23 protein-coding genes are annotated in these 20,565 nt (G+C 62.5%); 16 read left to right on the top strand and 7 right to left on the bottom strand.

Going from position 1 to position 20,565, the window contains the following annotated elements; all coding sequences use genetic code 11:
• The first annotated feature begins 21 nt into the window (after window positions 1-21).
• From QWI75_RS06660 to secG, 3 genes are read left to right on the top strand one after another with little or no spacing between them, the layout of a single operon-like run.
• Window positions 22-1,221, top strand: a complete 1,200-nt coding sequence (locus tag QWI75_RS06660) for a phosphoglycerate kinase (RefSeq protein ID WP_289267916.1) — start codon at window positions 22-24, stop codon at window positions 1,219-1,221.
• Between the two features lie 51 nt (window positions 1,222-1,272).
• A complete protein-coding gene (tpiA, locus tag QWI75_RS06655) occupies window positions 1,273-2,049 on the top strand; it encodes a triose-phosphate isomerase (protein ID WP_289267915.1) in 777 nt (258 codons plus the stop codon).
• A 17-nt stretch (window positions 2,050-2,066) separates the two neighbouring features.
• The gene (gene secG / locus QWI75_RS06650; RefSeq protein ID WP_289267914.1) at window positions 2,067-2,414 is read left to right on the top strand and encodes a preprotein translocase subunit SecG; all 348 of its coding nucleotides are present in this window, start codon (window positions 2,067-2,069) and stop codon (window positions 2,412-2,414) included.
• 150 nt (window positions 2,415-2,564) lie between these two features.
• Here secG and QWI75_RS06645 read toward each other — a convergent pair whose 3' ends face one another.
• The gene (locus tag QWI75_RS06645; protein ID WP_289267913.1) at window positions 2,565-3,476 is read right to left on the bottom strand and encodes a branched-chain amino acid transaminase; all 912 of its coding nucleotides are present in this window, start codon (window positions 3,474-3,476) and stop codon (window positions 2,565-2,567) included.
• Between the two features lie 190 nt (window positions 3,477-3,666).
• Between QWI75_RS06645 and rplU the strand changes: the two genes are divergently transcribed.
• From rplU to bioB, 8 genes are all read left to right on the top strand, one after another.
• Window positions 3,667-3,981, top strand: a complete 315-nt coding sequence (gene rplU / locus QWI75_RS06640; protein ID WP_289267912.1) for a 50S ribosomal protein L21 — start codon at window positions 3,667-3,669, stop codon at window positions 3,979-3,981.
• A 17-nt stretch (window positions 3,982-3,998) separates the two neighbouring features.
• Window positions 3,999-4,256 (top strand): 50S ribosomal protein L27, encoded by a 258-nt coding sequence (gene rpmA, locus QWI75_RS06635; RefSeq protein WP_289267911.1) that lies wholly within the window; start codon window positions 3,999-4,001, stop codon window positions 4,254-4,256.
• A gap of 133 nt (window positions 4,257-4,389) precedes the next feature.
• Complete coding sequence (gene obgE, locus QWI75_RS06630; protein WP_289267910.1) at window positions 4,390-5,415, top strand: GTPase ObgE; 1,026 nt, start codon at window positions 4,390-4,392, stop codon at window positions 5,413-5,415.
• Window positions 5,397-6,521, top strand: coding sequence for a glutamate 5-kinase (proB, locus tag QWI75_RS06625; RefSeq protein ID WP_289267909.1), 1,125 nt, complete (start codon window positions 5,397-5,399; stop codon window positions 6,519-6,521). The genes obgE and proB overlap by 19 nt, the downstream gene beginning before the upstream one ends.
• 11 nt (window positions 6,522-6,532) lie before the next feature.
• Window positions 6,533-7,267, top strand: coding sequence for a nicotinate-nucleotide adenylyltransferase (gene nadD, locus QWI75_RS06620; RefSeq protein WP_289267908.1), 735 nt, complete (start codon window positions 6,533-6,535; stop codon window positions 7,265-7,267).
• Window positions 7,209-7,670, top strand: coding sequence for a ribosome silencing factor (rsfS, locus tag QWI75_RS06615; protein ID WP_306417604.1), 462 nt, complete (start codon window positions 7,209-7,211; stop codon window positions 7,668-7,670). Before nadD ends, rsfS begins: the two co-directional genes overlap by 59 nt.
• Window positions 7,671-7,673: 3 nt before the next feature.
• The gene (locus tag QWI75_RS06610; RefSeq protein ID WP_289267907.1) at window positions 7,674-9,071 is read left to right on the top strand and encodes a tetratricopeptide repeat protein; all 1,398 of its coding nucleotides are present in this window, start codon (window positions 7,674-7,676) and stop codon (window positions 9,069-9,071) included.
• Window positions 9,072-9,108: 37 nt separating this feature from the next.
• Window positions 9,109-10,125 carry a biotin synthase BioB gene (gene bioB, locus QWI75_RS06605; protein ID WP_289267906.1) on the top strand — a complete coding sequence of 339 codons (1,017 nt, stop codon included), beginning with the start codon at window positions 9,109-9,111 and terminating at the stop codon, window positions 10,123-10,125.
• Between the two features lie 19 nt (window positions 10,126-10,144).
• Here the strand turns inward: bioB and QWI75_RS06600 are convergent, their stop codons facing one another.
• On the bottom strand, window positions 10,145-12,751 hold the full coding sequence (locus tag QWI75_RS06600; RefSeq protein WP_289267905.1) for an ABC transporter permease: 2,607 nt from the start codon (window positions 12,749-12,751) through the stop codon (window positions 10,145-10,147).
• 138 nt (window positions 12,752-12,889) lie between these two features.
• Here QWI75_RS06600 and QWI75_RS06595 point away from each other — a divergent pair, with 138 nt between their 5' ends.
• Entirely contained in the window at window positions 12,890-13,189 is a 300-nt protein-coding gene (locus QWI75_RS06595; protein WP_289267904.1) for a LuxR C-terminal-related transcriptional regulator, read from the top strand.
• A 10-nt stretch (window positions 13,190-13,199) separates the two neighbouring features.
• Here the strand turns inward: QWI75_RS06595 and QWI75_RS06590 are convergent, their stop codons facing one another.
• Entirely contained in the window at window positions 13,200-14,132 is a 933-nt protein-coding gene (locus tag QWI75_RS06590; protein ID WP_289267903.1) for a dihydroorotate oxidase, read from the bottom strand.
• The gene (locus QWI75_RS06585) at window positions 14,129-14,845 is read right to left on the bottom strand and encodes an ABC transporter ATP-binding protein (RefSeq protein ID WP_289267902.1); all 717 of its coding nucleotides are present in this window, start codon (window positions 14,843-14,845) and stop codon (window positions 14,129-14,131) included. The genes QWI75_RS06590 and QWI75_RS06585 overlap by 4 nt, the downstream gene beginning before the upstream one ends.
• Window positions 14,846-14,875: 30 nt before the next feature.
• Between QWI75_RS06585 and QWI75_RS06580 the strand changes: the two genes are divergently transcribed.
• The 4 genes from QWI75_RS06580 to QWI75_RS06565 all read left to right on the top strand — a co-directional run bounded on the left by QWI75_RS06580 (window position 14,876) and on the right by QWI75_RS06565 (window position 17,239).
• A complete protein-coding gene (locus tag QWI75_RS06580) occupies window positions 14,876-15,664 on the top strand; it encodes a ComFC family protein (protein ID WP_289267901.1) in 789 nt (262 codons plus the stop codon).
• 169 nt (window positions 15,665-15,833) lie between these two features.
• Window positions 15,834-16,316 (top strand): division/cell wall cluster transcriptional repressor MraZ, encoded by a 483-nt coding sequence (locus QWI75_RS06575; protein ID WP_289267900.1) that lies wholly within the window; start codon window positions 15,834-15,836, stop codon window positions 16,314-16,316.
• A 25-nt stretch (window positions 16,317-16,341) separates the two neighbouring features.
• Window positions 16,342-16,953, top strand: a complete 612-nt coding sequence (locus QWI75_RS06570) for a RusA family crossover junction endodeoxyribonuclease (protein ID WP_306417585.1) — start codon at window positions 16,342-16,344, stop codon at window positions 16,951-16,953.
• Window positions 16,954-17,095: 142 nt separating this feature from the next.
• Window positions 17,096-17,239 carry a hypothetical protein gene (locus QWI75_RS06565; protein WP_289267898.1) on the top strand — a complete coding sequence of 48 codons (144 nt, stop codon included), beginning with the start codon at window positions 17,096-17,098 and terminating at the stop codon, window positions 17,237-17,239.
• A gap of 14 nt (window positions 17,240-17,253) precedes the next feature.
• Here QWI75_RS06565 and QWI75_RS06560 read toward each other — a convergent pair whose 3' ends face one another.
• From QWI75_RS06560 to QWI75_RS06550, 3 genes are read right to left on the bottom strand one after another with little or no spacing between them, the layout of a single operon-like run.
• On the bottom strand, window positions 17,254-18,489 hold the full coding sequence (locus QWI75_RS06560; protein ID WP_289267897.1) for an ABC transporter permease: 1,236 nt from the start codon (window positions 18,487-18,489) through the stop codon (window positions 17,254-17,256).
• Entirely contained in the window at window positions 18,468-19,199 is a 732-nt protein-coding gene (locus QWI75_RS06555) for an ABC transporter ATP-binding protein (RefSeq protein WP_289267896.1), read from the bottom strand. Before QWI75_RS06555 ends, QWI75_RS06560 begins: the two co-directional genes overlap by 22 nt.
• Before the next feature lie 24 nt (window positions 19,200-19,223).
• Window positions 19,224-20,474, bottom strand: coding sequence for an efflux RND transporter periplasmic adaptor subunit (locus QWI75_RS06550; RefSeq protein WP_289267895.1), 1,251 nt, complete (start codon window positions 20,472-20,474; stop codon window positions 19,224-19,226).
• Window positions 20,475-20,565: the final 91 nt, after the last annotated feature.

Below are 20,565 nucleotides of genomic sequence, written 5' to 3'. Positions count from 1 at the left end.
CGCGCTTCCCAAGGAGCCGGCATGAACCTGCACAAGCAGACGATCGACGACATCACACTCAAGGGTCAACGGGTCATCATCCGCGCGGACTTCAACGTGCCGTTGGACGACGCCCTGCAGATCACCGACGATACCAGGATTCGCGGCACCCTGCCGACGATCAATCGGGCGGTGGACGAGGGCGCGAAGGTGATCCTCTGTTCGCACCTCGGCCGTCCCAAGAGCAAGCCCGATCCCAAATACAGTCTGGCCCCGGTGGCCAAACGGTTGCAACGGCTCCTGGGCAAGGAAGTGGTGTTCGCTCCGGACTGCATCGGCCCGGGAGTCGAAGCCCTTGTGGCCAAGATGAAGCCGGGGGACGTGTTGCTGCTTGAAAACCTCCGGTTCCACGCCGGCGAAGAGAAGAACGACGATCAGTTCGCCAAGGCCCTGGCCTCGCTGGGCGACGTCTATATCAACGACGCGTTCGGCGCCGCGCACCGCGCGCACGCCTCGATCGTCGGGATCACCAAGTTCATCAAGACTGCGGCGGCCGGCTATCTGCTCAAGAAGGAAATCGAATATCTCGAAGGCGCGGTGGAAAACCCCGTGCGGCCGTTCGTCGCGATCCTGGGGGGAGCCAAGGTGTCCGGCAAGATCGGCGTGATCGAGAACCTGGGGAAGCGGGTGGACAAGGTGATCATCGGCGGCGGCATGGCCTTCACCTTCATCAAGGCGATGGGCTATGAGATCGGCAACTCGCTCGTGGAAAACGACATGCTGGATTTCGCCCGCGGCATCCAGGACCATGCGTTCTCGCGCGGAGTCAAGTTCTACCTGCCGGTGGACTGCGTGGTGGCCGCAGGCCGAGAGCCTGGCGCGGAAACCAAGATTGTGCCCATCCAGGAGATTCCCAAGGATTGGTATGCGTTGGACATCGGGCCGGCCTCGGTGAAGCTGTTCAGCGAAGCAGTTCAAAACGCCAAGACGATACTCTGGAACGGCCCGATGGGCGTCTTCGAGGTCGATGCCTTCGCCAGGGGCACGTTGGCCGTCGCCCATGCCGTCGCCAATGCCTATGCCCTGACGATCGTCGGGGGAGGAGACACGGCCTTGGCCGTGCACCGCGCCGGCGAAACGGACAGCATGTCGTTCATCTCAACCGGTGGCGGCGCGGCCCTCGAACTCCTGGAAGGCAAGCAATTGCCTGGGTTGACCGCCCTGCCCGAACGGGCCGACTAGCGAACCGGCACGCAGGTTTCGACTTCCGCTCCAGACCTCACACCCCGCTGCATGGCACGCAACCTCATCGTCGGCAATTGGAAGATGAATCGGACGGCGTCTGAAGCGCCGTCCCTGGTCACCAGGCTGCTTGAGCTTGTTCCCGCTCAGCTCCCGGTCGAAGTCGTCCTGGCTCCTCCCTTCACCAGCATCCCCGCGGTGGCGCAGCTCCTCGCCGCCGCGAACCATCGACTATCGCTGGGGGCGCAGAATGCGTTTTGGGAAGATCGCGGGGCCTACACCGGAGAGGTCTCCGTCCCCATGCTCGCGGACCTGGGCTGCCGATACGTCATTCTGGGCCACTCAGAGCGCCGGCATCTCCTGGGAGAGCAGGACGAAGCCGTGAACAAGAAAGTGAAGGCCGTCCTCCGCCACGGGCTCTTCCCGATCCTTTGCGTGGGAGAAACCCTTGCCGAGCGCCAGCATGGACAGACCGAGGCGGTCATCCGGCGTCAACTCGATGCGGGCCTTGATGGGGTCGCCGGGCAGGAATTGAAGAATCTGACGATCGCCTACGAACCGGTCTGGGCCATCGGAACCGGCCAGGCGGCGAGCGTCGAACAGGCGGCGGAAGTCCATCGGCAGATCCGTTCGGTGATCGGCGCGATCGGAGGAATGGCCGCTGGCGGCGCCGAGGCGCTCCGCATCCTGTACGGCGGGAGCGTGACGGCGCACAACATCGGCGACCTTCTCTCCTCTCGCGAGATCGACGGCGCGTTAGTGGGCGGCGCTTGTCTCGATCCCGAAGTCTTTGCTAAGATCATCAACATTGCCGCAGAGAAAAGCTGACCTCCGAGGGAGTTTGCATGTATACGCTGCTCATCATCGTTCATATTCTCACCTGTTTTTTCATGATCGCGACCATCCTGTTACAGTCCGGCAAGGGAGCGGAGATCGGAGCGGCGTTCGGCGGATCCTCCCAAACCGTCTTCGGGAGCCGCGGCCCCGCGAATTTCCTCAGCAAGCTGACCGTCGCCTGCGCGGCCGTATTCATGGTGACCTCGTTAACCCTGGCTGTGCTCGCCAAGGAACGGACTTTTTCTTCGACCGTCATCGACCTCAACAAGAAAGAATCGTCCACTCCATCATCCTCCGCCCCGTCTTCGACGGACCAAAAGCCCGCGGAGAGCGCCCCTTCTGAATCTTCGAAGTAACCTCCCGTTCCAGGTCACAATGGCCGGGAGGCTTCACCGCCCGATTCTTCTGTGCGGATGGGTGATCGGCTGATTGGGCTGTGAGACAGCCCCATGCATCGCCGGCAGCACCGACAGGTTCCTGCGTGGTAGGATTTTAAGATAAGGTGCTTACACCGGCGTGAGCCAGTTGGAGTGGGCTGAATCCTCGCCCCGGACGATGGCGAAGAAGGCCTGTTGAAGCGAGGTCGTGATCGGCCCCGGCTTCCCGGTTCCGATCCGGCGACCGTCGATCTCGCGGATGGGGGTCACCTCGGCGGCCGTGCCCGTCACGAAGGCTTCCTCCGCCACGTACATCGCATCCCGCGTAAAGCGTTCTTCCACAACCTGCAGATTCCGCTCGCGGGCGAGCTGCATGAGGGAGCTGCGCGTGATGCCTTCCAAGATCGAGGTCAAAGGGGTGGTGATGAGCCGTCCCCGGCGCACAATGAACACGTTCTCGCCGGTGCCCTCGGCCACATAGCCGTCGGGGTCAAGCAGGATCGCCTCATCGTAGCCGTTCGCCTTGGCCTCCCGCTTGGCCAGGATGGAATTCACGTAGTAGCCGGAGATCTTGCCCCTCGTCATCGACACGTTCACATGGTGCCGCGTGAACGACGAGACGCAGGCCCTCATGCCGTGCGTCAAGGCTTCCTCCCCCAAATAAGCGCCCCATCGCCAGGCCGCGATCGCGAGCCGGATCGGGTTGTCGCCGGGATGCACACCCATCATGCCGTACCCGATATAGACGAGCGGGCGGATATAGCAACTGTCGAGCTTGTTCACGCGAACGGTTTCGATGATCGCCTCCGTCACCTGTTTCTTGTCGTAGGGGATGGCCATCATCGCGATGTGGGCCGATTCAAACAGCCGGTCCACATGCTCCTGCAGCCGGAAGATGGCCGATCCCTGCTTGCCCTTGTAGCAACGGATCCCTTCAAACGCAGCCAGTCCATAGTGGAGCGAATGGGTCAGAATATGGACGTTTGCCTCGCCCCAGGGGACAAACTTGCCGTCCATCCAGATTTGTTCACTTGCTTGCATGGGTCATCACCGGGGTGCTGGGCGCCGATCACGCCGCTTTCTCGCCGCGCCTCTGTTGACTCCGCACTTGTACCATGGACCACCATGCTCAAGCCACCATCAAGTGATTATCTTGACACGTCCTTTTTCGATGTGCTACCTGTACAGGTCTTTCAGAAGTCCAGAGCCAACATCCAGGGATACCGTCGCTATGTATGCCATCATCGCCGCAGGCGGAAAACAGTATCGTGTGGAGCCGGGCCACGTGCTCCAGGTTGAAAAGCTTCCCGGTGAAGTGGGCGCCACCGTTGAGTTGAAGGATGTCCGTTTGGTCCAGGGTGACCAGGGCGTCGTGATCGGGCAACCGACCGTCGCCTCCGCCCGCGTAACCGCGGAAATTCTTCGCCAGGGCAGGACCAGATCGATCATGGTCTTCAAGAAGAAGCGGCGGAAGAACTATCGCCGGACCAAGGGGCACCGGCAGGCCTTTACGCAGATCCGAATCACAGGCATCGAAACCAAGTAGGCACGAGGCAGGACACCATGGCAACAAATAAAGGCGGCGGATCATCCAGAAACGGTCGCGACAGCAATCCCCAATATCTCGGGGTCAAGGCTTACGGGGGGCAGGTCGTCCCTGCCGGGAGCATCATCGTGCGCCAGCGCGGGACCAAGTTCTTCCCCGGGTTCAACGTCGGCATGGGCAAGGACCATACCTTGTTTGCCAAGATTTCGGGCGTCGTCAAGTTCGACGGCGGACGCGCGCGCGCGCGGGTCAGTGTCCTCCCCGTTTCTTCTTGACCACCCTCCTTTCATCGCGCCCCTTCTGACGGAGCCTTGCTGGACAAGCCCTCCTGACTTCTGATTGAATCTCCTTCCGTGGCCGGCCCTCGGCGGGCCGGCTTGTATTTGGCTTTTATCACGCAGGCTCCCCATGTTCGTCGACCAGGTACGAATCTTCGTGAAGGCAGGGTCCGGAGGAAACGGCGCCTGCAGCTTCCGCCGGGAAAAGTACGTTCCCCGGGGCGGCCCCGACGGGGGCGACGGAGGCAACGGCGGGTCCGTGATTCTCCAGCCGTCCCATCGCCTCACGACCCTGCTCGACCTGCGTTATCAACAGGAGTATCGGGCCGAGCCGGGAAGGCCTGGCGAGGGCTCAAACCGGCATGGCAAGACGGCGCCGGATGTCGTGATTTCCGTCCCGGTCGGGACCCTGGTCATGGATGACGAGTCCGGAGAGGTCCTCGCCGACCTCACAGACGAGAACCACACCTACGTGGCCGCCCGCGGGGGACGCGGCGGGCGGGGCAACGCGCAATTCGCGACCTCGACCAACCAAACTCCGACCCACTGCCAGCCGGGACAGCCTGGCGAGGAACGTTGGCTGCGCCTTGAGCTGAAATTGCTGGCCGATGTCGGATTGGTGGGGCTCCCCAACGCGGGCAAGTCCACCTTGATCGCGGCCGTGTCAGCGGCCAGGCCCAAAATTGCGGACTACCCCTTCACAACCCTGATCCCGAACCTCGGCGTCGTCCAGTGGGATGAAGAGCACAACTTCGTCGTCGCCGACATTCCCGGTCTGATCGAGGGAGCGCATGAGGGGAAAGGATTGGGCCATCAATTCCTCCGGCATGTCGAACGGACCTCCCTGCTTCTCTATCTCGTCGATATCTCCGAATGGGCGACTGACGATCCGGTAGAGACTTTTCTGACCCTCCGCCGCGAGATCGAAACCTACGACCGGACCTTGAAGAAGCGCCCCTTCGCGGTCGCCGCCACCAAGATGGATATCCAAGGCGACGGCCGCCGTCTCGACGACCTCCGAACCTTCTGCAAGAAGCGGCGTATCCGCCTCTTCCCGATTTCGGCCGCCACGCGAGAAGGGCTCGAGGAGCTGATTCGCTTTCTCGGCAAACAGGTCCTATCGCTGAGACAAACTCCGTGCGCGAGCAACTACTGAAAGACGTCTCCCGGCTGGTCGTGAAGATCGGGAGCAGCCTGATCGCGTCCCGCAATCTGGGCCTGCGCGAGGACCGGATCGAGCGTTTGACGGCCGAGATTAGCGCGATCAAGCAGGAAGGCCGCGAGGTGCTGATCGTAACCTCTGGTGCGATCGTGTCGGGCCTGACCAAGCTGGGGCTGACCTCGTCCCCGAAGCAGTTGCCGGTCAAACAAGCCGCCGCCGCAGTCGGACAGAGCCGGCTGATGTGGGCTTATGAGAAGGCGTTCGAGCGATTCGGCCAAAAGGTCGCGCAGGTGCTCCTGACGCACCAGGATCTGGCCGATCGGCGCCGGTTCTTGAACGCGAGACATACGCTCACGGCGCTTCTCGAATTCGGCGTGATCCCGATCATCAACGAGAACGATACCGTCGCCGTGGACGAGATCCGCTTCGGCGACAACGACACGCTGGGAGGAGAAGTGGCCCATCTGGTCGATGCCGGCCTCCTGGTCATCCTGTCGGATGTGGACGGCCTGTTCACGGCCGATCCCCGCAAGCACCCGCATGCGACCTTGATTCCGCTGGTCGAGAAGGTCACGGACGAGATCCAACAGTTGGCCGGCGACTCGGCGACCCTGGAAGGAACCGGAGGGATGATCACCAAGGTCGGCACGGCCAAGAAAATCGCCGCCTACGGCGTCGGCACGCTCCTGCTGAACGGCGAGCAACCGGGGCTGTTGCAGTCCGTCCTTCACGGCTCCCAGGGCGGCACACTGTTCTTGCCGCAACCTCGCCGGCTGGCAAGCCGGAAACATTGGATCGCCTTTACCCTGCGGTCCAAGGGACGCCTGACGTTGGATGACGGCGCCGTCCAGGCCTTGGTCGAGCGGGGGAAGAGCCTGCTAGCTTCGGGCATCATCGACATTGACGGCAACTTCCAGGCCGGCGACGCCGTCTCCTGCATGACACGCGACGGGCGGGAATGTGCCAAGGGGCTGGTGAATTTCTCCGCCGAGGCGCTGTCGCGCATCAAGGGCCTCAAAACCGCCGACATCCGGGAGCGGTATGGGCAACAGGAATACGAGGAAGTCATCCACCGGGACAACCTGGTCCTGCTCGACTAGCCTTTTAACCCATGCCCCTCGCAAGAACCACGACTCCAACTGGCCAATCACCCAGGAAGATCGGCCTGCTCGGCGGCACATTCAACCCCATTCACCGCTGCCACCTCACGCTCGCCCACGACGTGCGCCAGCGGCTGAATCTCGACCAGATTCTCTTCATTCCGACCGGCGATCCCCCTCACAAGCATGCCGTTGATCTGGCCCCGGCCGAGGACCGACTTGCCATGGTGACGCTGGCCCTGGAGGGAGAACCGGGTTTAGCGGTTTCGGACCTCGAAATCCGGCGACCGGGCATTTCCTATTCGATCGACACGGTGACGCTGCTGCAACAGGAATGGGGAGCGAGCGCGGAACTGTATTTTCTTGTCGGCCTGGATGCCTTTCTGGATTTGTCCACTTGGCGGCGCGCCGGCGACCTGCTCTCCTCCTGTCACTTTGTCGTCGTCTCGCGGGCAGGCGCCTCCTTCACCGAGCTGTCTCGCGTGGAGTTGCTGCCGCCCCTCGACAACGTGGCGCTCCGTGACCTCGAGAGCAGCCGCACGGATTCGCTGGTGTTCGAGTTGCCGGCGGCACGGCGGCTATTCCTGCTCGCCATCCCCCCTTGTTTAGTCTCGGCCACGTTGATTCGCGAGCGGATTCGGCTCGGGGCCGGCCTCGACGGTCTCTTGCCCGCCCAAGTCGAATCCTATATACTCCGCAAGGGGTTGTATCGGGAGAACCATCATCTCGCTGGATTCAAAAGCTAAAGCACTGGCCATCGCACGGGCATCGCTGGACAAGAAAGCCACCGATGTGCTCGTCCTGCATGTGGCCGCACTGACCTCGGTCGCCGATTATCTCGTCATCTGTTCCGGTGAATCTGAACGGCAAGTCCGCGCCATCGCGGACAGCATCGACGGGACCCTGTCCGCGCAGCGCCATCCGCCCCTCAGCATGGAGGGCGCATCCTCGGCAAAATGGATTCTCATGGACTTCGGCGATGTCGTGGTTCATATTTTCCACAGCGCGGTCCGCGACCACTACGGACTGGAACGCTTGTGGTCGGACGCCAAGCGCGTGCGCATTCCCAGCACAATATCGCCTCCTAAGCCTGCGGAACGTCCGCGGCCGGCACGTTCTCGATCATCCGGGCTCAGCCGTGGAGCCTAAGTCATGTTGCGGTTGCTGTTCTCGATCTTCCTGTTTACGGTCGTCTTCCTGTTTTACGGCTATTTTCGCGAGCTGAATCCCGGCACCATCACCATCCGCACCAGCCCTACCGTCTCCCTCGAACTCAGCCCGGTGACGCTCGTCCTGTTGTCGATGGCCGTGGGGGTATTGATCGTGACCGTCATCGTGGGGATTCGCGAAACCACGCACCTGATCGGAGCCTGGCGCAGCACGAGGCTCCAGCGCCGGCATGAGAAGGTGACTGCCCTGCACCAAGAGGGCATGCAGGCCTTCCTGTCGCGCCGGCTCGGCGACGCCAAGGTGATTTTTCAAAAGGCGCTGGCCATCGATTCCCATCGAATTGAAACCTTGTTGTGGCTCGGCAACCTGTACCGAGCCGAACACAACTTCGTCGAGGCGATCCGATTGCACCAGACCGCCCATCGAGTCGAACCTCGCAATATCGAGGTGCTCCTCGAACTCGCCACGGACCTGGAGGGCGCCAAACGGTACGAAGACGCCTTACAGGCGCTGCAGGACATTCTGCGGATCGACTCCGACCATCTCACCGCCCTGATCCGCAAGCGGGACCTGCTTATTCGGCTGGAAAAATGGAGCGAGGCCCTGGAAATTCAACACCGGCTGGTCAAGGCCAATCTGCCGGCGGCCGACGCCCAGGCCGCGTCGGACCTCCTGGTCGGCTGCATGTACGAGGTCGGCCGGCAATTTCTCGAGCGGGGCCATCCCGAAAAAGCCCGCCGTTACTTCCGAGGCGCCATCAAGAAAGACCGGCGCTTTCTGCCGGCCTATATCGGCCTCGGAGAAATTCTGCTACATGAAGGCAAGATCAAGAACGCCGTGGAGATCCTGGAGAAGGTCTATGCGAAGACCAAGAGCATCATCATTCTCCATCGGCTGGAAGAGCTGCATTTGGAACTCGGCGAACCGGCGGAGATCATCCGCGTCTATCAGACCGCGATTCAACGCGATCCCCAGAATCCCGTCCTGCAGTTCTACCTGGGGAAGCTGTACTATCGTCTGGAGATGGTCGATGATGCCTATGACCTACTGAGCGCTCTTGAAGGGCCTCACGACCAATTGGCCGACTACCATAAGATCATGGCCAACCTGCATCTCCGCAAGCACCATATGGAAGAAGCCGTGCTCGAGCTCAAGAAGGCGCTCGGATTCCGGAAACGGGTCGTGGTCCCCTACCGGTGCCTGCATTGCCAAGCGGAATCCAGAGAATGGTCCGGGCGCTGCCGCGCCTGCGGCCAGTGGAACTCCTTCGTGGCCCTGCCCTGGCTGGGGTCGCCGGCACAGGCATCCGATCAGGAAGCCTCGCAACCGGCGCCCCGCCCGACCTACCAAGGTGTTGCATCGCCGTTTGAAACCGTGTAGTCTTCCCCTTCTTTTGACCACACAACTCCCCGCTGCCATGATGCACGACGTATTCTATCAATCCTGTTCAGTCAAGGCGCTTCGGGATGAACCGCTGACCCGCGACGAGGCGGCGGCCGTCCTGTCGGCGCCGGACGATCATCTCCTGAAGCTGCTCGACGCGGCCTTTGCCGTGCGCCGGCGTTATTTCGGCCGCAAGGTCCGGCTGCAAATGCTGCAAAACGCGAAGAGCGGCGCCTGCCAGGAGGATTGCCACTATTGCTCGCAATCATCGATTTCGACCGCGCCGATCGAACGATACGGCCTGCTGCCGCGCGAAGCCATGATGGCGGGAGCCAAGCAGGCGGCCGCGTCCAAGGCCCAGCGTTATTGCATCGTGATCAGCGGCCGAGGCCCACTCGATCGGGAAATCGACGAGATCTCCGAGGCGGTCCGCGCGATCAAGCGGGACATCCCGATTCAAATCTGCTGTTCGTTGGGATTGCTGAACGGAGAGCAGGCCCGCCGGTTAAAAGCGGCCGGCGTGGATCGCATCAACCACAACCTGAACACGAGTGAGCGGTACCATCCGTCGATCTGCACCACGCACGCCTACCAGGACCGGTTGGCCACCATTCGCCACGCGCGCGACGCGAATCTCGAGATCTGCTGCGGCGGCATCCTCGGCATGGGGGAACAGGATGAGGATGTCCTGGACCTGGCGTACGCTTTGCTGGATGTCCGGCCGCATTCGATTCCGCTGAACACCCTGCACCCGGTTCAGGGCACGCCGCTGGAAGGCTGCGACGACCTAAGCCCTCAACGCTGCCTGAAGATCCTCTGCCTGTTCCGTTTTCTCCATCCGAAGACGGAAATCAGGGTCGCCGGCGGACGCGAGCACAACCTCCGCTGGTTGCAGCCGCTGTCGCTCTATCCGGCCGATTCCGTCTTCGTGAACGGCTACCTGACGACACCGGGCCAGCCGGCGCCGGATGTCTGGAAGATGATTGAAGACCTCGGCTTCGAAGTCGAGGTGCAGGACGATCAGCCAGCCGGAGCCGGTCGAGAAGCCTGATCGGGTCCATTAACTTCCCTCACTCATAACGCAACCCCTCGGCAGGAACCTGCCTGCTCACCCAACGGGCGGGCCAGTAGCCGGCGATAAGGGCCGCTCCCATCGCCAGCGCGACCGCCTGTGCCAAGACGGGAAACGAGACGGTGAGCTGTACTGTCCATCCAAAGGACTGTTTATTGATGACCCGTACCAGCAGCAGCGCGAGGCAGAGACCGCTGGCGACACCCAAGACCGCCCCGATCACGCCGAGGTACAGCGCTTCCCAGAGGACCAGGCCGGTGACCTGTCCATCGCCCGCTCCCATGGCCCGCAGGGTAGCGAATTCCCTCTGCCGCTCCAGCACCGACGTCAGCAGCGTATTCACGATGCCCAGCATTCCGACCAACACCGCGATGACCTCCAACACATAGGTCAGCGCAAACGTGCGGTCGAAGATCGCCAGGATCTCTCTCCGCAGCTCCGCATTCTTGATCACCGTGAAAATCGGGGTGGCCCGGCTGAGCCCCAGAAATTGCGCTTCCAAGCGGCGCGCGACCGCCTCCGGATCGGCGCCAGGCTCAAGATACACCGGCACCACCGTGGCTCCCCCTTCGCCCCAGAATTCCTCAAACAGCGCACGGTCCATCACGATCTTTCCGCCGTCGGTCGCGTAATCGTAAAACACCCCCATGACCGGAAAGGTCTGCTCTCCGGCCGGTGTCGGCAGCACGATCTCGTCCCCGTCATCGAGATGCAGCGCCGTCGCCAGCACTTCCGAGATCACGACGCCGCGGCGCGCGACGGCTTCCCGCAGAACCGCTTTCGACTCGCCGTGGACGAGCAGATACCGGCTCCGTTGCGCATGGAGCGCCAAATCTCTGGCGACGATCGACCGAAGACGCCCTGCCAGCTCGATCCGGAGGTCCCGATAGGTTTCGACGGCCTCCACGCCGGGAGTCTGGGCGATCCGATCCGCCCAGGCCCGAGGAATCACCAGGTCGCGACCGCCTTCATGCCCCGCGTAGGGCCACCCACCAGGCGCGACGATCAGGTCCGCGACCACGGTCTGATCAATCCAGACCTCCACGGTCTTGCGGAAGCTCTGGATCATCAATACCACCCCGACCATGATGGCCAACCCGATCATCAGCGCGGAGACGGTGACGCCGTTTCGCCCCGGTGACCGTCCCGCTGTTTGGACGGCCAGAAACGGGAGCATGGCCCTGGGGTGGGTTTTCCACCGGTGAGGTCCTCCGAACAGGCTCCTGCCGGCACAGGCATGAATCAACAGGGGTGCCAGGAAGGAGAACCCGATCAAGAGCAAGAGGACTGAAAGATACCCTCCGACAGGGATCATTCCGATCGGAGGGACCATCGACAATAGGGCAGAGGCGCTCAAGAGCATCAGCCCGATCGAGCCATGCCGAGCGGGTCGAATAGGTCGGGCCGAGTCGTATCCGCCGGCCGACAGCGCCTGAACCACCTTCGTGCGGGCAGCTTCGATACTCGGCCCCAAGGCGCCCAACAATGAAAAGCCCGTTCCCAGGATCAGGCCTCGCATGAATAGGGGCAGGGCATCAACAGCGATATTCGTGCCGGGGGAGACAGCGACATAGAGATCCGTCACCGTTCGGCCAACCAGCAGGACCAAACGATCGGCCAACGCCAGGCCGAGGAGGCTGCCCAGCGTCCCTCCCACCATGCCGAACAGGGCGCCTTCGATCAGGAACAGGCCGGCGAGCGCCGGCTCCGTCATCCCGATCGCGCGCAGGATGCCGATTTCCCGGCGGTGCTGCGCAACCGAGAACGACAGCGTGTTGTAGATCAAAAATCCTCCCACAAGCAGCCCGACCAGGCTCAACATCAGGAGATTGAGCCTGAATGCCTGGATCATCGCGTCCACCTGCTCCCCCCGTTGCGCCGGTCGCCTGGCATGGAGCGAGGGTGGCAGCAGGGCCTCGACCTTTCGTTGTACGGTCTCCAAGGACTGTTCCGCTCCGACCAGGAGTTCGATTCGATCCACCTCTCCCACCCGTCCGAAGAGTTCCTGAGCCTCGGCGATATCCATGACCGCCAGATCGTCCCAGACGGACGACCCACGCGAGGTTCCCTCCAGGATGCCGGCCACGGTCAGCCGTCGCGGTTCGACCCCGGCGATCACATCCAGGTCCCGGCCCGGCTGCGCGCCTAGGCGTTCGGCCAATCGGCGTCCAAGCAGAACCGCATCCGATTCGAACCACCGAAGAGATGAAGAGTCCAGCCGGTCATCCCGCACGCGCACGGGCTTGATCCGTTCCAGTTCGAGCAGATCCAGCGCCAGGACAGAAAAAGCCAGACCGGACGAGGGGCGGCGAAGTCCTTCCTGGAGCACCGGCACGGCGGCGGCCACTTCCGGAATACCACGCAAGGGCACGATGATGTCCTCCGCAAGACTCCCCCTGTCGGAGACCACCTCCAGCCTCGCCCCGCCGGCGACCTCAAGCACCGCGTCCTGGAACGACTCCAGCACCACCCGATTGGCGCTTTGGAGCCCCACCGGCGCGGCAACCCCCAGGCTCACGCCGACGAGGGTCAGAATCGTGCGAAGCGGGTGGCCCGCGACGTGGCCCTTGGCCAATCGCCAGGCGCACAGCAGGAGCCCGATCATCCCGTTCCCCTCATGGACAGGTTCTCCCCGCCGGGTTGAGGAGTCGGCGGATCTTGAACAGGAAAAAAACCACAGGCCTAGGGGTTTTACCAGCAGGTAGTTTACAGAGGCCGTCGGCTGTGCTAGGCTGACAGCATTATGAGGACGCGACGAAAGACCACCAAACGAGCCAGATCCCGAGTCAGGTCACGCGCCCATGCGGCGAGCACACGTTCCGTCCCGAGGCTGGCCCTGACGCCTCGCCAGAAGGAAATCCTGCGCTGTGTGGCTCAAGGCCTGACTAACCGCGAGACGGCGCACCGGCTGCGGATCAGCGTGCGTACGGTCGAGGTGCACCGGTTCAACCTCATGCGGCGGTTGGGGGTCCGGAACGTGGCGCAGTTGCTCCGCCAAGCTTTGGCGCACAAGTTCCTTCCGAAAAATTTCCTCGCCCGGTAGGCTTGGCGCCTCAGAGCTCCCGGAGCTTCCCCCGGCACGAGTCGACCGATCCGTACCCTTTTTGCGCCAGGACCGCCGCCAGTTCCCGCTCCAGCCGCTCAAACACGTCCACCCCTTCTTCGACCAGCGCAGTCCCGATCTGGACGGCGGACGCTCCGCACAGCATGTGCTCGAACGCATCGATGCCCCGAACGACCCCGCCCGTTCCGATAATCGGCACCCGGCCTTCCAGCAGCTTCCAGAAGGCCCGAACGTTGGCCAGGGCTACCGGCTTGATGATGGCGCCGCCGAGTCCCCCGAATCCGCCTTTCGGTTTGATCACCACCGCTTCCCGGTCGGGATCGACGACCAGCGCATTGCCGACCGAATTGATCAGCGAGAGAAAGTCCACGTCCGCGCGACGGATGACCTCCGCCATCACCTGATGGTGGACGGGATCGAAATAGGGGGGCAATTTCACCCCCATGGGAACGGTGATCAGAGGCCGGACCCGCTTGAGCAGCCGCTCCGACGCCTCGGGATCGTAGCCGATTTGCGGTTTCCCCGGAATGTTCGGACAGGACAGGTTCACTTCGATCAGATCCGGCCGGCTGGCGTTGATCTCCTTGGCGATGACGAGGAAGTCGTCCTCGCACAGGCCGGCCACGCTGGCAATGATCGGCTTCTTGAAAGTCCGCAGCGCGGGGATCATTTCCGCATAGGCGAGGTAGCCCAGATTCGGCAAACCCATGGAATTGATCGACCCGGACGGAAAGCCGAAATACCGGGGCTCGGGGTTGCCCTGTCGGGCTTCCACGGTCATCGATTTGGTGACGATGGCGCCGGCGCGAGACCGGCCCAGCCGCTCCAATTCTTCGCGCGTGACGCAGCGCGCCCCGGCGGCATTCATGAAGCAGGAGGGGAAGCGAACTCCCGCGATGGTGATCGATAACTCAGGAGTCAAGCGGTGTCCTGTGGCAGTGTCTTTGGCGGGTGGTCATGAAGCAACCCGTCCTTCATCCGGCAGAGGCGATCGGCCTGCCTTGCCGCCGCATCACTGTGCGTGGCCAGCATAATAGTGCAGCCGAGTTGGCGCGGCAAGCTCCTCAAGAGCGCCAGAATCTCTGCGGCCGTTCGCGAATCCAGGTTGCCGGTCGGTTCGTCCGCGATGAGCAGTCTCGGCCTGTGCACGACTCCTCGCGCGATGGCCACCCGCTGCTGTTCTCCGCCGGACAGCTCGCTCGGCCTATGCTTGGCCCTCTCGCGAAGGCCGACCAGATCCAGACATTCCGCCACACGGGACGACAGGCTGCGGCCCGCAGAGCCGCTCAGCAATAGCGGCATCGCCACGTTTTCTTCGGCCGTCAAGGCCGGCAAGAGGTGAAAGGCTTGAAACACGATCCCGATCAGATCCCGTCTTGCCCTGGTCCATTGCAGGGAAGACCAGCCTCCGGTCGGTTGCCCATCCAGAACAATGTCGCCAGAGGTCGGCCGGTCGAGCCCGGCCACCAGGTTCAAAAGGGTGCTCTTGCCGCAGCCGCTGGGACCGGTCAGCGCAAGAAACTCTCCGGTTCCCACGGACAGCGTCACGTCGCGCAAGGCGTGGACCGGCACAGGCCCCCGATCGTAGATCTTGCTCACGGCGCGCAGTTGAACGATGTAGGTCCGGATCGACATGGAGAAGCGGGCTCGTATAGCATATCCGCCATGCCGGTTGCACCTTTCAGCCTGACGGTGGGTCCGACGGCTTCATGGTCATGGCCGACGCGGCTGGGAGCCGTAGGGCGACGCATCCTCAATCATATCCTTCCCATGTCGTGCGGCGCTTGCGGGATCCGCTTGACCGATGACCCCCTGCCATTCGCCTGTCGCTCCTGTTGGGCCCGGATCGAGCCGCTGCCGCAACCTCGTTGTCCTCGTTGCGGGTTCCCGTTCGCCTCGCCGGTCGCCCTGACCTACAGTCCCGACCACACCTGCGCAACCTGCCGGCGCCGAAAGCCCTCCTATACGCGCGCCTGGTCGCTCTTCCCGTACGAATCGCCGCTTCGAGACCTGGTCCATCTCCTCAAGTACAAAAACAAGATGGTCCTGGGATCGGTCTTGGGCCGTTTGATGTGCAAACACCTCCCGGCTTTTCCAGAGCTGGACCTCGTCTTGCCGGTCCCTTTGGGGCCTTATCGCCTGCTGGAGCGGGAGTACAACCAGTCCCTGCTGCTGGCGGATGCCATCGCCCGCGCCATCGGCAAACCGCTGGACTGGTCCAGCCTCGTTCGTATCAGGCAGACCACGCCCCAGACGGCGCTCCCCCGCAGGGCTCGGCTCAAAAATCTTCGCCGGACCTTCGCGGTGGCCAGGTCGGGGAGAATCTCCGGCCGGCGCGTGCTGTTGGTCGATGATGTGTTCACAACCGGCACGACGGTCAACGAATGCGCCAAAACCCTGCGCAGGGCGGGCAGTGCCGAGGTGTACGTCGTAACGCTGGCTCGAACCCTGTAGCACTGGGTTTCCTTTTTTCTCTCCTTCTGCTTTGCAAAGTGGCTTGACAAGATGGCCTCGTCCTCCTACGATGGCCCCATCAGCGAACCTTCCAAGCCCGTTTCACCACACGGGCGGTCGCCACCATCATCCGAGCAACACCGGTTCCGGTTTCAGGCATCGAACGACGATGGACCTTGGCAATCTGAGAGAAGAGAAGCGGGGCCAGTCGTACTTTGCCGGAGAGTACCTCTGCAAGGTGGATGAGAAGGGCCGCTTTATCATGCCTTCACCTATTCGAGAGCAAATCGAGGCGGAAGCCAGAGGCGTGGTGTTCCTCAAGGGTCCGGAGCAATCCCTGTGGATCTACACCGCTCCCGAGTGGGAGCGCGTCCTCGGCCGCATGCAGAGCAAATTGGATGAAGATCAAAGCCGCCTATTCATGCACTTTATCGTGTCGGAAGCCGGCAATTCCGATCTCGATAAGACCGGACGCGTGCTGATCCCCGGCCGTCTGCGCAAGCTGATCCCGCTGGATGAAGATCAAGAAGTGGTCCTGGTCGGCATGTATCACCGGATCGAGCTCTGGAATCCCTCGGACTGGCGCCGCTACATCAGCAAGACCGAAGATCACTATGAGCAAAACATCGGCAAGATCCTGAACCTGTTGTAAGCCTCGGCCGTCCCTTCTTCCCCTCGTGACCCGCAAACAGACTCGATACCCCGTCGCGGTGCGCGTCGTATCCTATCGCAGTAGCTCCTCCGTTTCGTCCGCTGACGTGCTCCCTCTCATAGGGCCTGTCCCAGCGTCGTCAGCCAGACCTGATTCACATCGAAAACCCCTTTCGTTCCAGGTCAAGAAAAAACGACCGGCATCGACGCCACCGGCCCCTTATCCGTATCCTCGCATCTCCGATACTTCTCTGGAAGCGATCCTCCCCGTCCCCCCGAGCATCAATCACCAATATGCGACGGTCAACGGCCGGCGCGTGTTGACTGCGGCCGGCCGCACGTACAAGGCCGAGGTCGCCCAATTGGTGGCGGTCGGACTCGCCCGCTTTCCCCGGCGAGCCTTCTTCTTGGACAGGATCCAGTCGGCCTCCCTATCGCTCACGATCCGATTTTGCTTCAGCTCGGCGCTGCGGCGGGACGTGGATAGCGGCCTCAAGATCGCGCAGGACGCGCTCTGCGCGGGATTGGGGCTCAACGACAATCGGATTACGGAAATCCACCTGTACAAGCGGCAAGACAAGCACCAGCCGCGAATCGAGGTGACGCTGTCGTTATTGGATCAGCCCCTTGCCACTTGATTCACCTCTACCTGTGTCGGTCTTGCCCGCCTGCCTTCGGATCGGTTTGCTGCCCAGCTTCGGAGTTACTTCCTTGTGGTCTACGACCCAGCCCGAATGCCGGCTACGGTTAGGACAGGACGCGACGGAAGGAGCGACACCAATGGGCGGGTACTTTGAACTGATCGCGACGATTCTGGTGACGATCTCCGCCGCACAGGCTTGCGCTCACTTGTTTGATCAGCCCACGACCAGCCAACGCAACCTTCCCTCGCCGCCGCCCTCCGAGCACCTGAACAGGAAGTAACCCAGCCGACCGATCTATTCGTAGCGAAGCGCCTCGATGGGGTCCAACCGCGAGGCCTTATTGGCCGGATAGAGGCCGAAAAAGAGCCCGACCGCGGCGGAGAAGCAGAAGGCGATCAGAATCGACGCGCCCGAGATGACCGTCGGCCACCCGGCCACAGCCGTGGCGAGCTTCGAGGCCAGCACGCCAAGCAGGATCCCGGCCGCTCCTCCGAACAGGCTCAACGTGATCGCTTCGATCAGAAATTGAAAGAGAATATGCCCCCGTTTGGCCCCGACGGCCATCCGGACGCCGATCTCTCTGGTCCGCTCGGTCACCGAGACCAGCAGAATGTTCATGATGCCGACGCCGCCGACCACGAGCGAGATCGAGGCCACAGCGAACAGCAGGTTGGTAATCGTCGCGGTAATGCCCTCCTGGACTTTGCCGATATCCACCTGGGTGCGGATGGTGAAATCATCCGGTTGGTCCGGTTGCAGCCGGTGGCGTCCCCGCAACACCTCCCTGATCCGTTCGACGGCTTCCGGCAGATCTTCCGGTCTGACCGTAGAGGCGAAGAGCGCCCCGACTGACCCGAGAAACGAGGTGCCGACGACCTTCCGCTCCGCCGTGGTGAAGGGAATGAAGACGATGTCATCCTGATCCGAGCCCTGGGCCGATTGGCCCTTGGGGGCCAGGACGCCGACGACCGTGAACGGCACATTTCTGATGCGAATGGTCGCGCCCACCGGATCTTCGCCCGGCTCGAACAGGTTCTCGACCACAGTGCGCCCGAGCAGGGCCACGCGCGCCGCCGTATCCATATCCGCCTGCGTGAAGGGACCGCCGCCCGCAAAGGACCAATCGCGGATCACCAAATACGACGGGGAGATCCCGTTGACCGGTCCATTCCAGTTCCTGTTGCCGCTGACGATCTGCAACACATCCCGCTTGGCCCAGCCGGTGTCCAACAGCAGCGGCACCTTCTTCTTCAGGTCCAGCGCATCTGCAACCGTGAGGGTTACCGCGGCTCCCTGCCCGGCTCGCACACCGCCCACGGTCGTAGTACCCGGAAGCACGATGATGACGTTGGTGCCGATGGTGGCGATCTGGGCTTGGACAAGGGCACGGGCTCCCTGGCCGATGCTGGCCATAGCAATGACCGAGGCCACGCCGATGATAATGCCCAGCATTGTGAGGGCGGCGCGGAGCCGATTGCGCGCAATGATGCGGAAGGCGGTCGCGATGGTCAGGTAGAGGAAGGCGTACATGACGGAGCAGAGATGAACGCCGGCGAAACGGCCCGGTCGCTCACGATTTCACCATCCTTCATCGTCAGTTGTCGGGACGCATGGGCCGCGATGTCGGCCTCGTGGGTCACGAGAATGACCGTGATGCCTTCATCACGGTTCAAGCCTTGGAGAATGCGCATGATCTCTCGGCTGGACTCCGTATCGAGGTTTCCAGTGGGCTCATCCGCCAGGAGAATCGACGGATCCGTGACCAGGGCCCGTGCGATCGCCACTCGCTGCTGCTGTCCTCCTGACAGTTGAGCGGGGTAATGCGATTCGCGACCCGAGAGCCCGACGCGGGCGAGCGCCGCCGACGCCCGGGCCCGCTGTTCGCTCAGCCCCAGGCCTCGATAGAACAGCGGAAGCTGGGCATTTTCCAAGGCGCTCGTGCGAGGGATCAGGTTGAAGCTTTGAAAGACAAATCCGATCTTCCGGTTTCGGATCTCGGCCAGCTCATCGGCCGAAGCAGCTCCGATATCCCGTCTCTCAAGCAGGTACGTCCCGCTGGTCGGCCGGTCCAGACAGCCCAGGATATACATGAGGGTCGATTTGCCCGATCCGGATGAGCCGAGGATCGCGATGAATTCCCCGGATTGCACTTGAAGGGTGACCCCCCGCAGCGCCGGCACCTCCACCGCTCCAACCCGGTAGATTTTCCAGACATCCCGACAGTCGATCAGATCTCCCATGAGCGATCACAGACAGGCCGGTCTCTACAGGCTTCGATCGCGCCCCGATCGCCGCTGTGCCGAGCCGAAGCCGGGCGGCAAGGTGGTTGTCCTCTGTTCTAACCTCGGCGACTCCAGGCCGACGATGACACGGTCCCCTTCCTGCAGCGTGGCCCCGATAATTTCCGTAAACAGGCCGTCGGAGAGGCCGGTTTGGATCGGGACCGGTTCCGGCCGGTCTCCGCTGCCGAGCCGCCACAGCGTTTTCCCCCTCGTTTCCGTCGCGACATCAGCCTTCGGCGCCGCCGTCGCGGCGCCGATCCCCCCGCCTCCCAGCGGAACGGCGGGCGGCACGAACCGTAGCGCGGCGTTGGGCACCTTGAGGACCTGATCCCGCTGCGCGACCACAATCGACACATTGGCGGTCATTCCCGGCTTCAATCGCAGGTCCTGGTTTTCGACTCCGACCACCACATTGTAGGTGACCACGTTCTGGACGTTGATCGGCGCATTGCGCACCTGCCGGATCTTGCCGCGGAACAATTCCCCCGGGTAGGCGTCCACCGTGAAGACGGCCGCTTTCCCTTCGGCAATTCCTCCAATATCGGCTTCGCTGACATTCGTATCCACCTGCATCTGGGTCAAGTCCAAGGCGATCAAAAACAGGTTGGGGGTGGCGAAGCTTGCGGCGACCGTCTGGCCCACCTCGACGTTACGGGCGATCACGATCCCGTTTACCGGGGAACGAATGGTCGTGTACTTCAAATCGAGCTCGGCCGCATCCAGCGTGGCCTCCGCCTGTTTCAGTTGGGCTTCGGCCAGCTTGAGCTGGGCCTGGGCGTTTTCCTGCGCCGTCAGGGCCATATCGACATCGTTCTGCGACACGAACTGCTGGGCAAGCAATCCCTTCATCCGTTCCAACTCGCGCGTCCGTTGCGCGAGGTCCACCCGCGCCTTGGAGACCGCCGCCCGCGCCATCCCCAAATTACCGGCGGTCTGATCCCGCCTGGCTTGAAAGGGTGCCGGATCGATCTGCGCGATCACGTCGCCTGCTTTGACAACCGAATTGAAGTCCGCATTGAGGCTCTTGATCATGCCCGAGACCTGGGTTCCAACTTGAACCGCAACGACGGGATTGACGGTCCCGGTCGCATTGACGACCGACACAACGGCCCCCCGTTCGAGCACGGCCGTCTTGTACCTGATCACCGTGGGGGAATCATTCGAGAACAAGAAGAGCCAGACACCGGCTCCCACGGCACCCAATAATGCGATGATCGAAACCGTTCGACGCATAGGATCGTCCCTTACAGCCTGCGCTATTCTATCAAGTCGATCCTTGTGGAGCTATCCCGCATGCCCTACGACACCCACTGTGTCGCCGCGG

This window comes from Nitrospira tepida, from assembly GCF_947241125.1.
GTDB classification, from domain to species: domain Bacteria; phylum Nitrospirota; class Nitrospiria; order Nitrospirales; family Nitrospiraceae; genus Nitrospira_G; species Nitrospira_G tepida.
The sequence above is the reverse complement of the archived record's forward strand: the minus strand, read 5'-3'. Positions and strand labels throughout refer to the sequence as shown.

Excerpts from the sequence above, each read along its gene's own strand:
- QWI75_RS06660 (WP_289267916.1), top strand. The coding sequence starts at position 22 with ATGAACCTGCACAAGCAGACGATCGACGACATCACACTCAAGGGTCAA.
- tpiA (WP_289267915.1), top strand. The coding sequence starts at position 1,273 with ATGGCACGCAACCTCATCGTCGGCAATTGGAAGATGAATCGGACGGCG.
- secG (WP_289267914.1), top strand. The coding sequence starts at position 2,067 with ATGTATACGCTGCTCATCATCGTTCATATTCTCACCTGTTTTTTCATG.
- QWI75_RS06645 (WP_289267913.1), bottom strand. The coding sequence starts at position 3,476 with ATGCAAGCAAGTGAACAAATCTGGATGGACGGCAAGTTTGTCCCCTGG.
- rplU (WP_289267912.1), top strand. The coding sequence starts at position 3,667 with ATGTATGCCATCATCGCCGCAGGCGGAAAACAGTATCGTGTGGAGCCG.
- rpmA (WP_289267911.1), top strand. The coding sequence starts at position 3,999 with ATGGCAACAAATAAAGGCGGCGGATCATCCAGAAACGGTCGCGACAGC.
- obgE (WP_289267910.1), top strand. The coding sequence starts at position 4,390 with ATGTTCGTCGACCAGGTACGAATCTTCGTGAAGGCAGGGTCCGGAGGA.
- nadD (WP_289267908.1), top strand. The coding sequence starts at position 6,533 with ATGCCCCTCGCAAGAACCACGACTCCAACTGGCCAATCACCCAGGAAG.
- QWI75_RS06610 (WP_289267907.1), top strand. The coding sequence starts at position 7,674 with ATGTTGCGGTTGCTGTTCTCGATCTTCCTGTTTACGGTCGTCTTCCTG.
- bioB (WP_289267906.1), top strand. The coding sequence starts at position 9,109 with ATGATGCACGACGTATTCTATCAATCCTGTTCAGTCAAGGCGCTTCGG.
- QWI75_RS06600 (WP_289267905.1), bottom strand. The coding sequence starts at position 12,751 with ATGATCGGGCTCCTGCTGTGCGCCTGGCGATTGGCCAAGGGCCACGTC.
- QWI75_RS06595 (WP_289267904.1), top strand. The coding sequence starts at position 12,890 with ATGAGGACGCGACGAAAGACCACCAAACGAGCCAGATCCCGAGTCAGG.
- QWI75_RS06585 (WP_289267902.1), bottom strand. The coding sequence starts at position 14,845 with ATGTCGATCCGGACCTACATCGTTCAACTGCGCGCCGTGAGCAAGATC.
- QWI75_RS06580 (WP_289267901.1), top strand. The coding sequence starts at position 14,876 with ATGCCGGTTGCACCTTTCAGCCTGACGGTGGGTCCGACGGCTTCATGG.
- QWI75_RS06575 (WP_289267900.1), top strand. The coding sequence starts at position 15,834 with ATGGACCTTGGCAATCTGAGAGAAGAGAAGCGGGGCCAGTCGTACTTT.
- QWI75_RS06565 (WP_289267898.1), top strand. The coding sequence starts at position 17,096 with ATGGGCGGGTACTTTGAACTGATCGCGACGATTCTGGTGACGATCTCC.
- QWI75_RS06560 (WP_289267897.1), bottom strand. The coding sequence starts at position 18,489 with ATGTACGCCTTCCTCTACCTGACCATCGCGACCGCCTTCCGCATCATT.
- QWI75_RS06555 (WP_289267896.1), bottom strand. The coding sequence starts at position 19,199 with ATGGGAGATCTGATCGACTGTCGGGATGTCTGGAAAATCTACCGGGTT.
- QWI75_RS06550 (WP_289267895.1), bottom strand. The coding sequence starts at position 20,474 with ATGCGTCGAACGGTTTCGATCATCGCATTATTGGGTGCCGTGGGAGCC.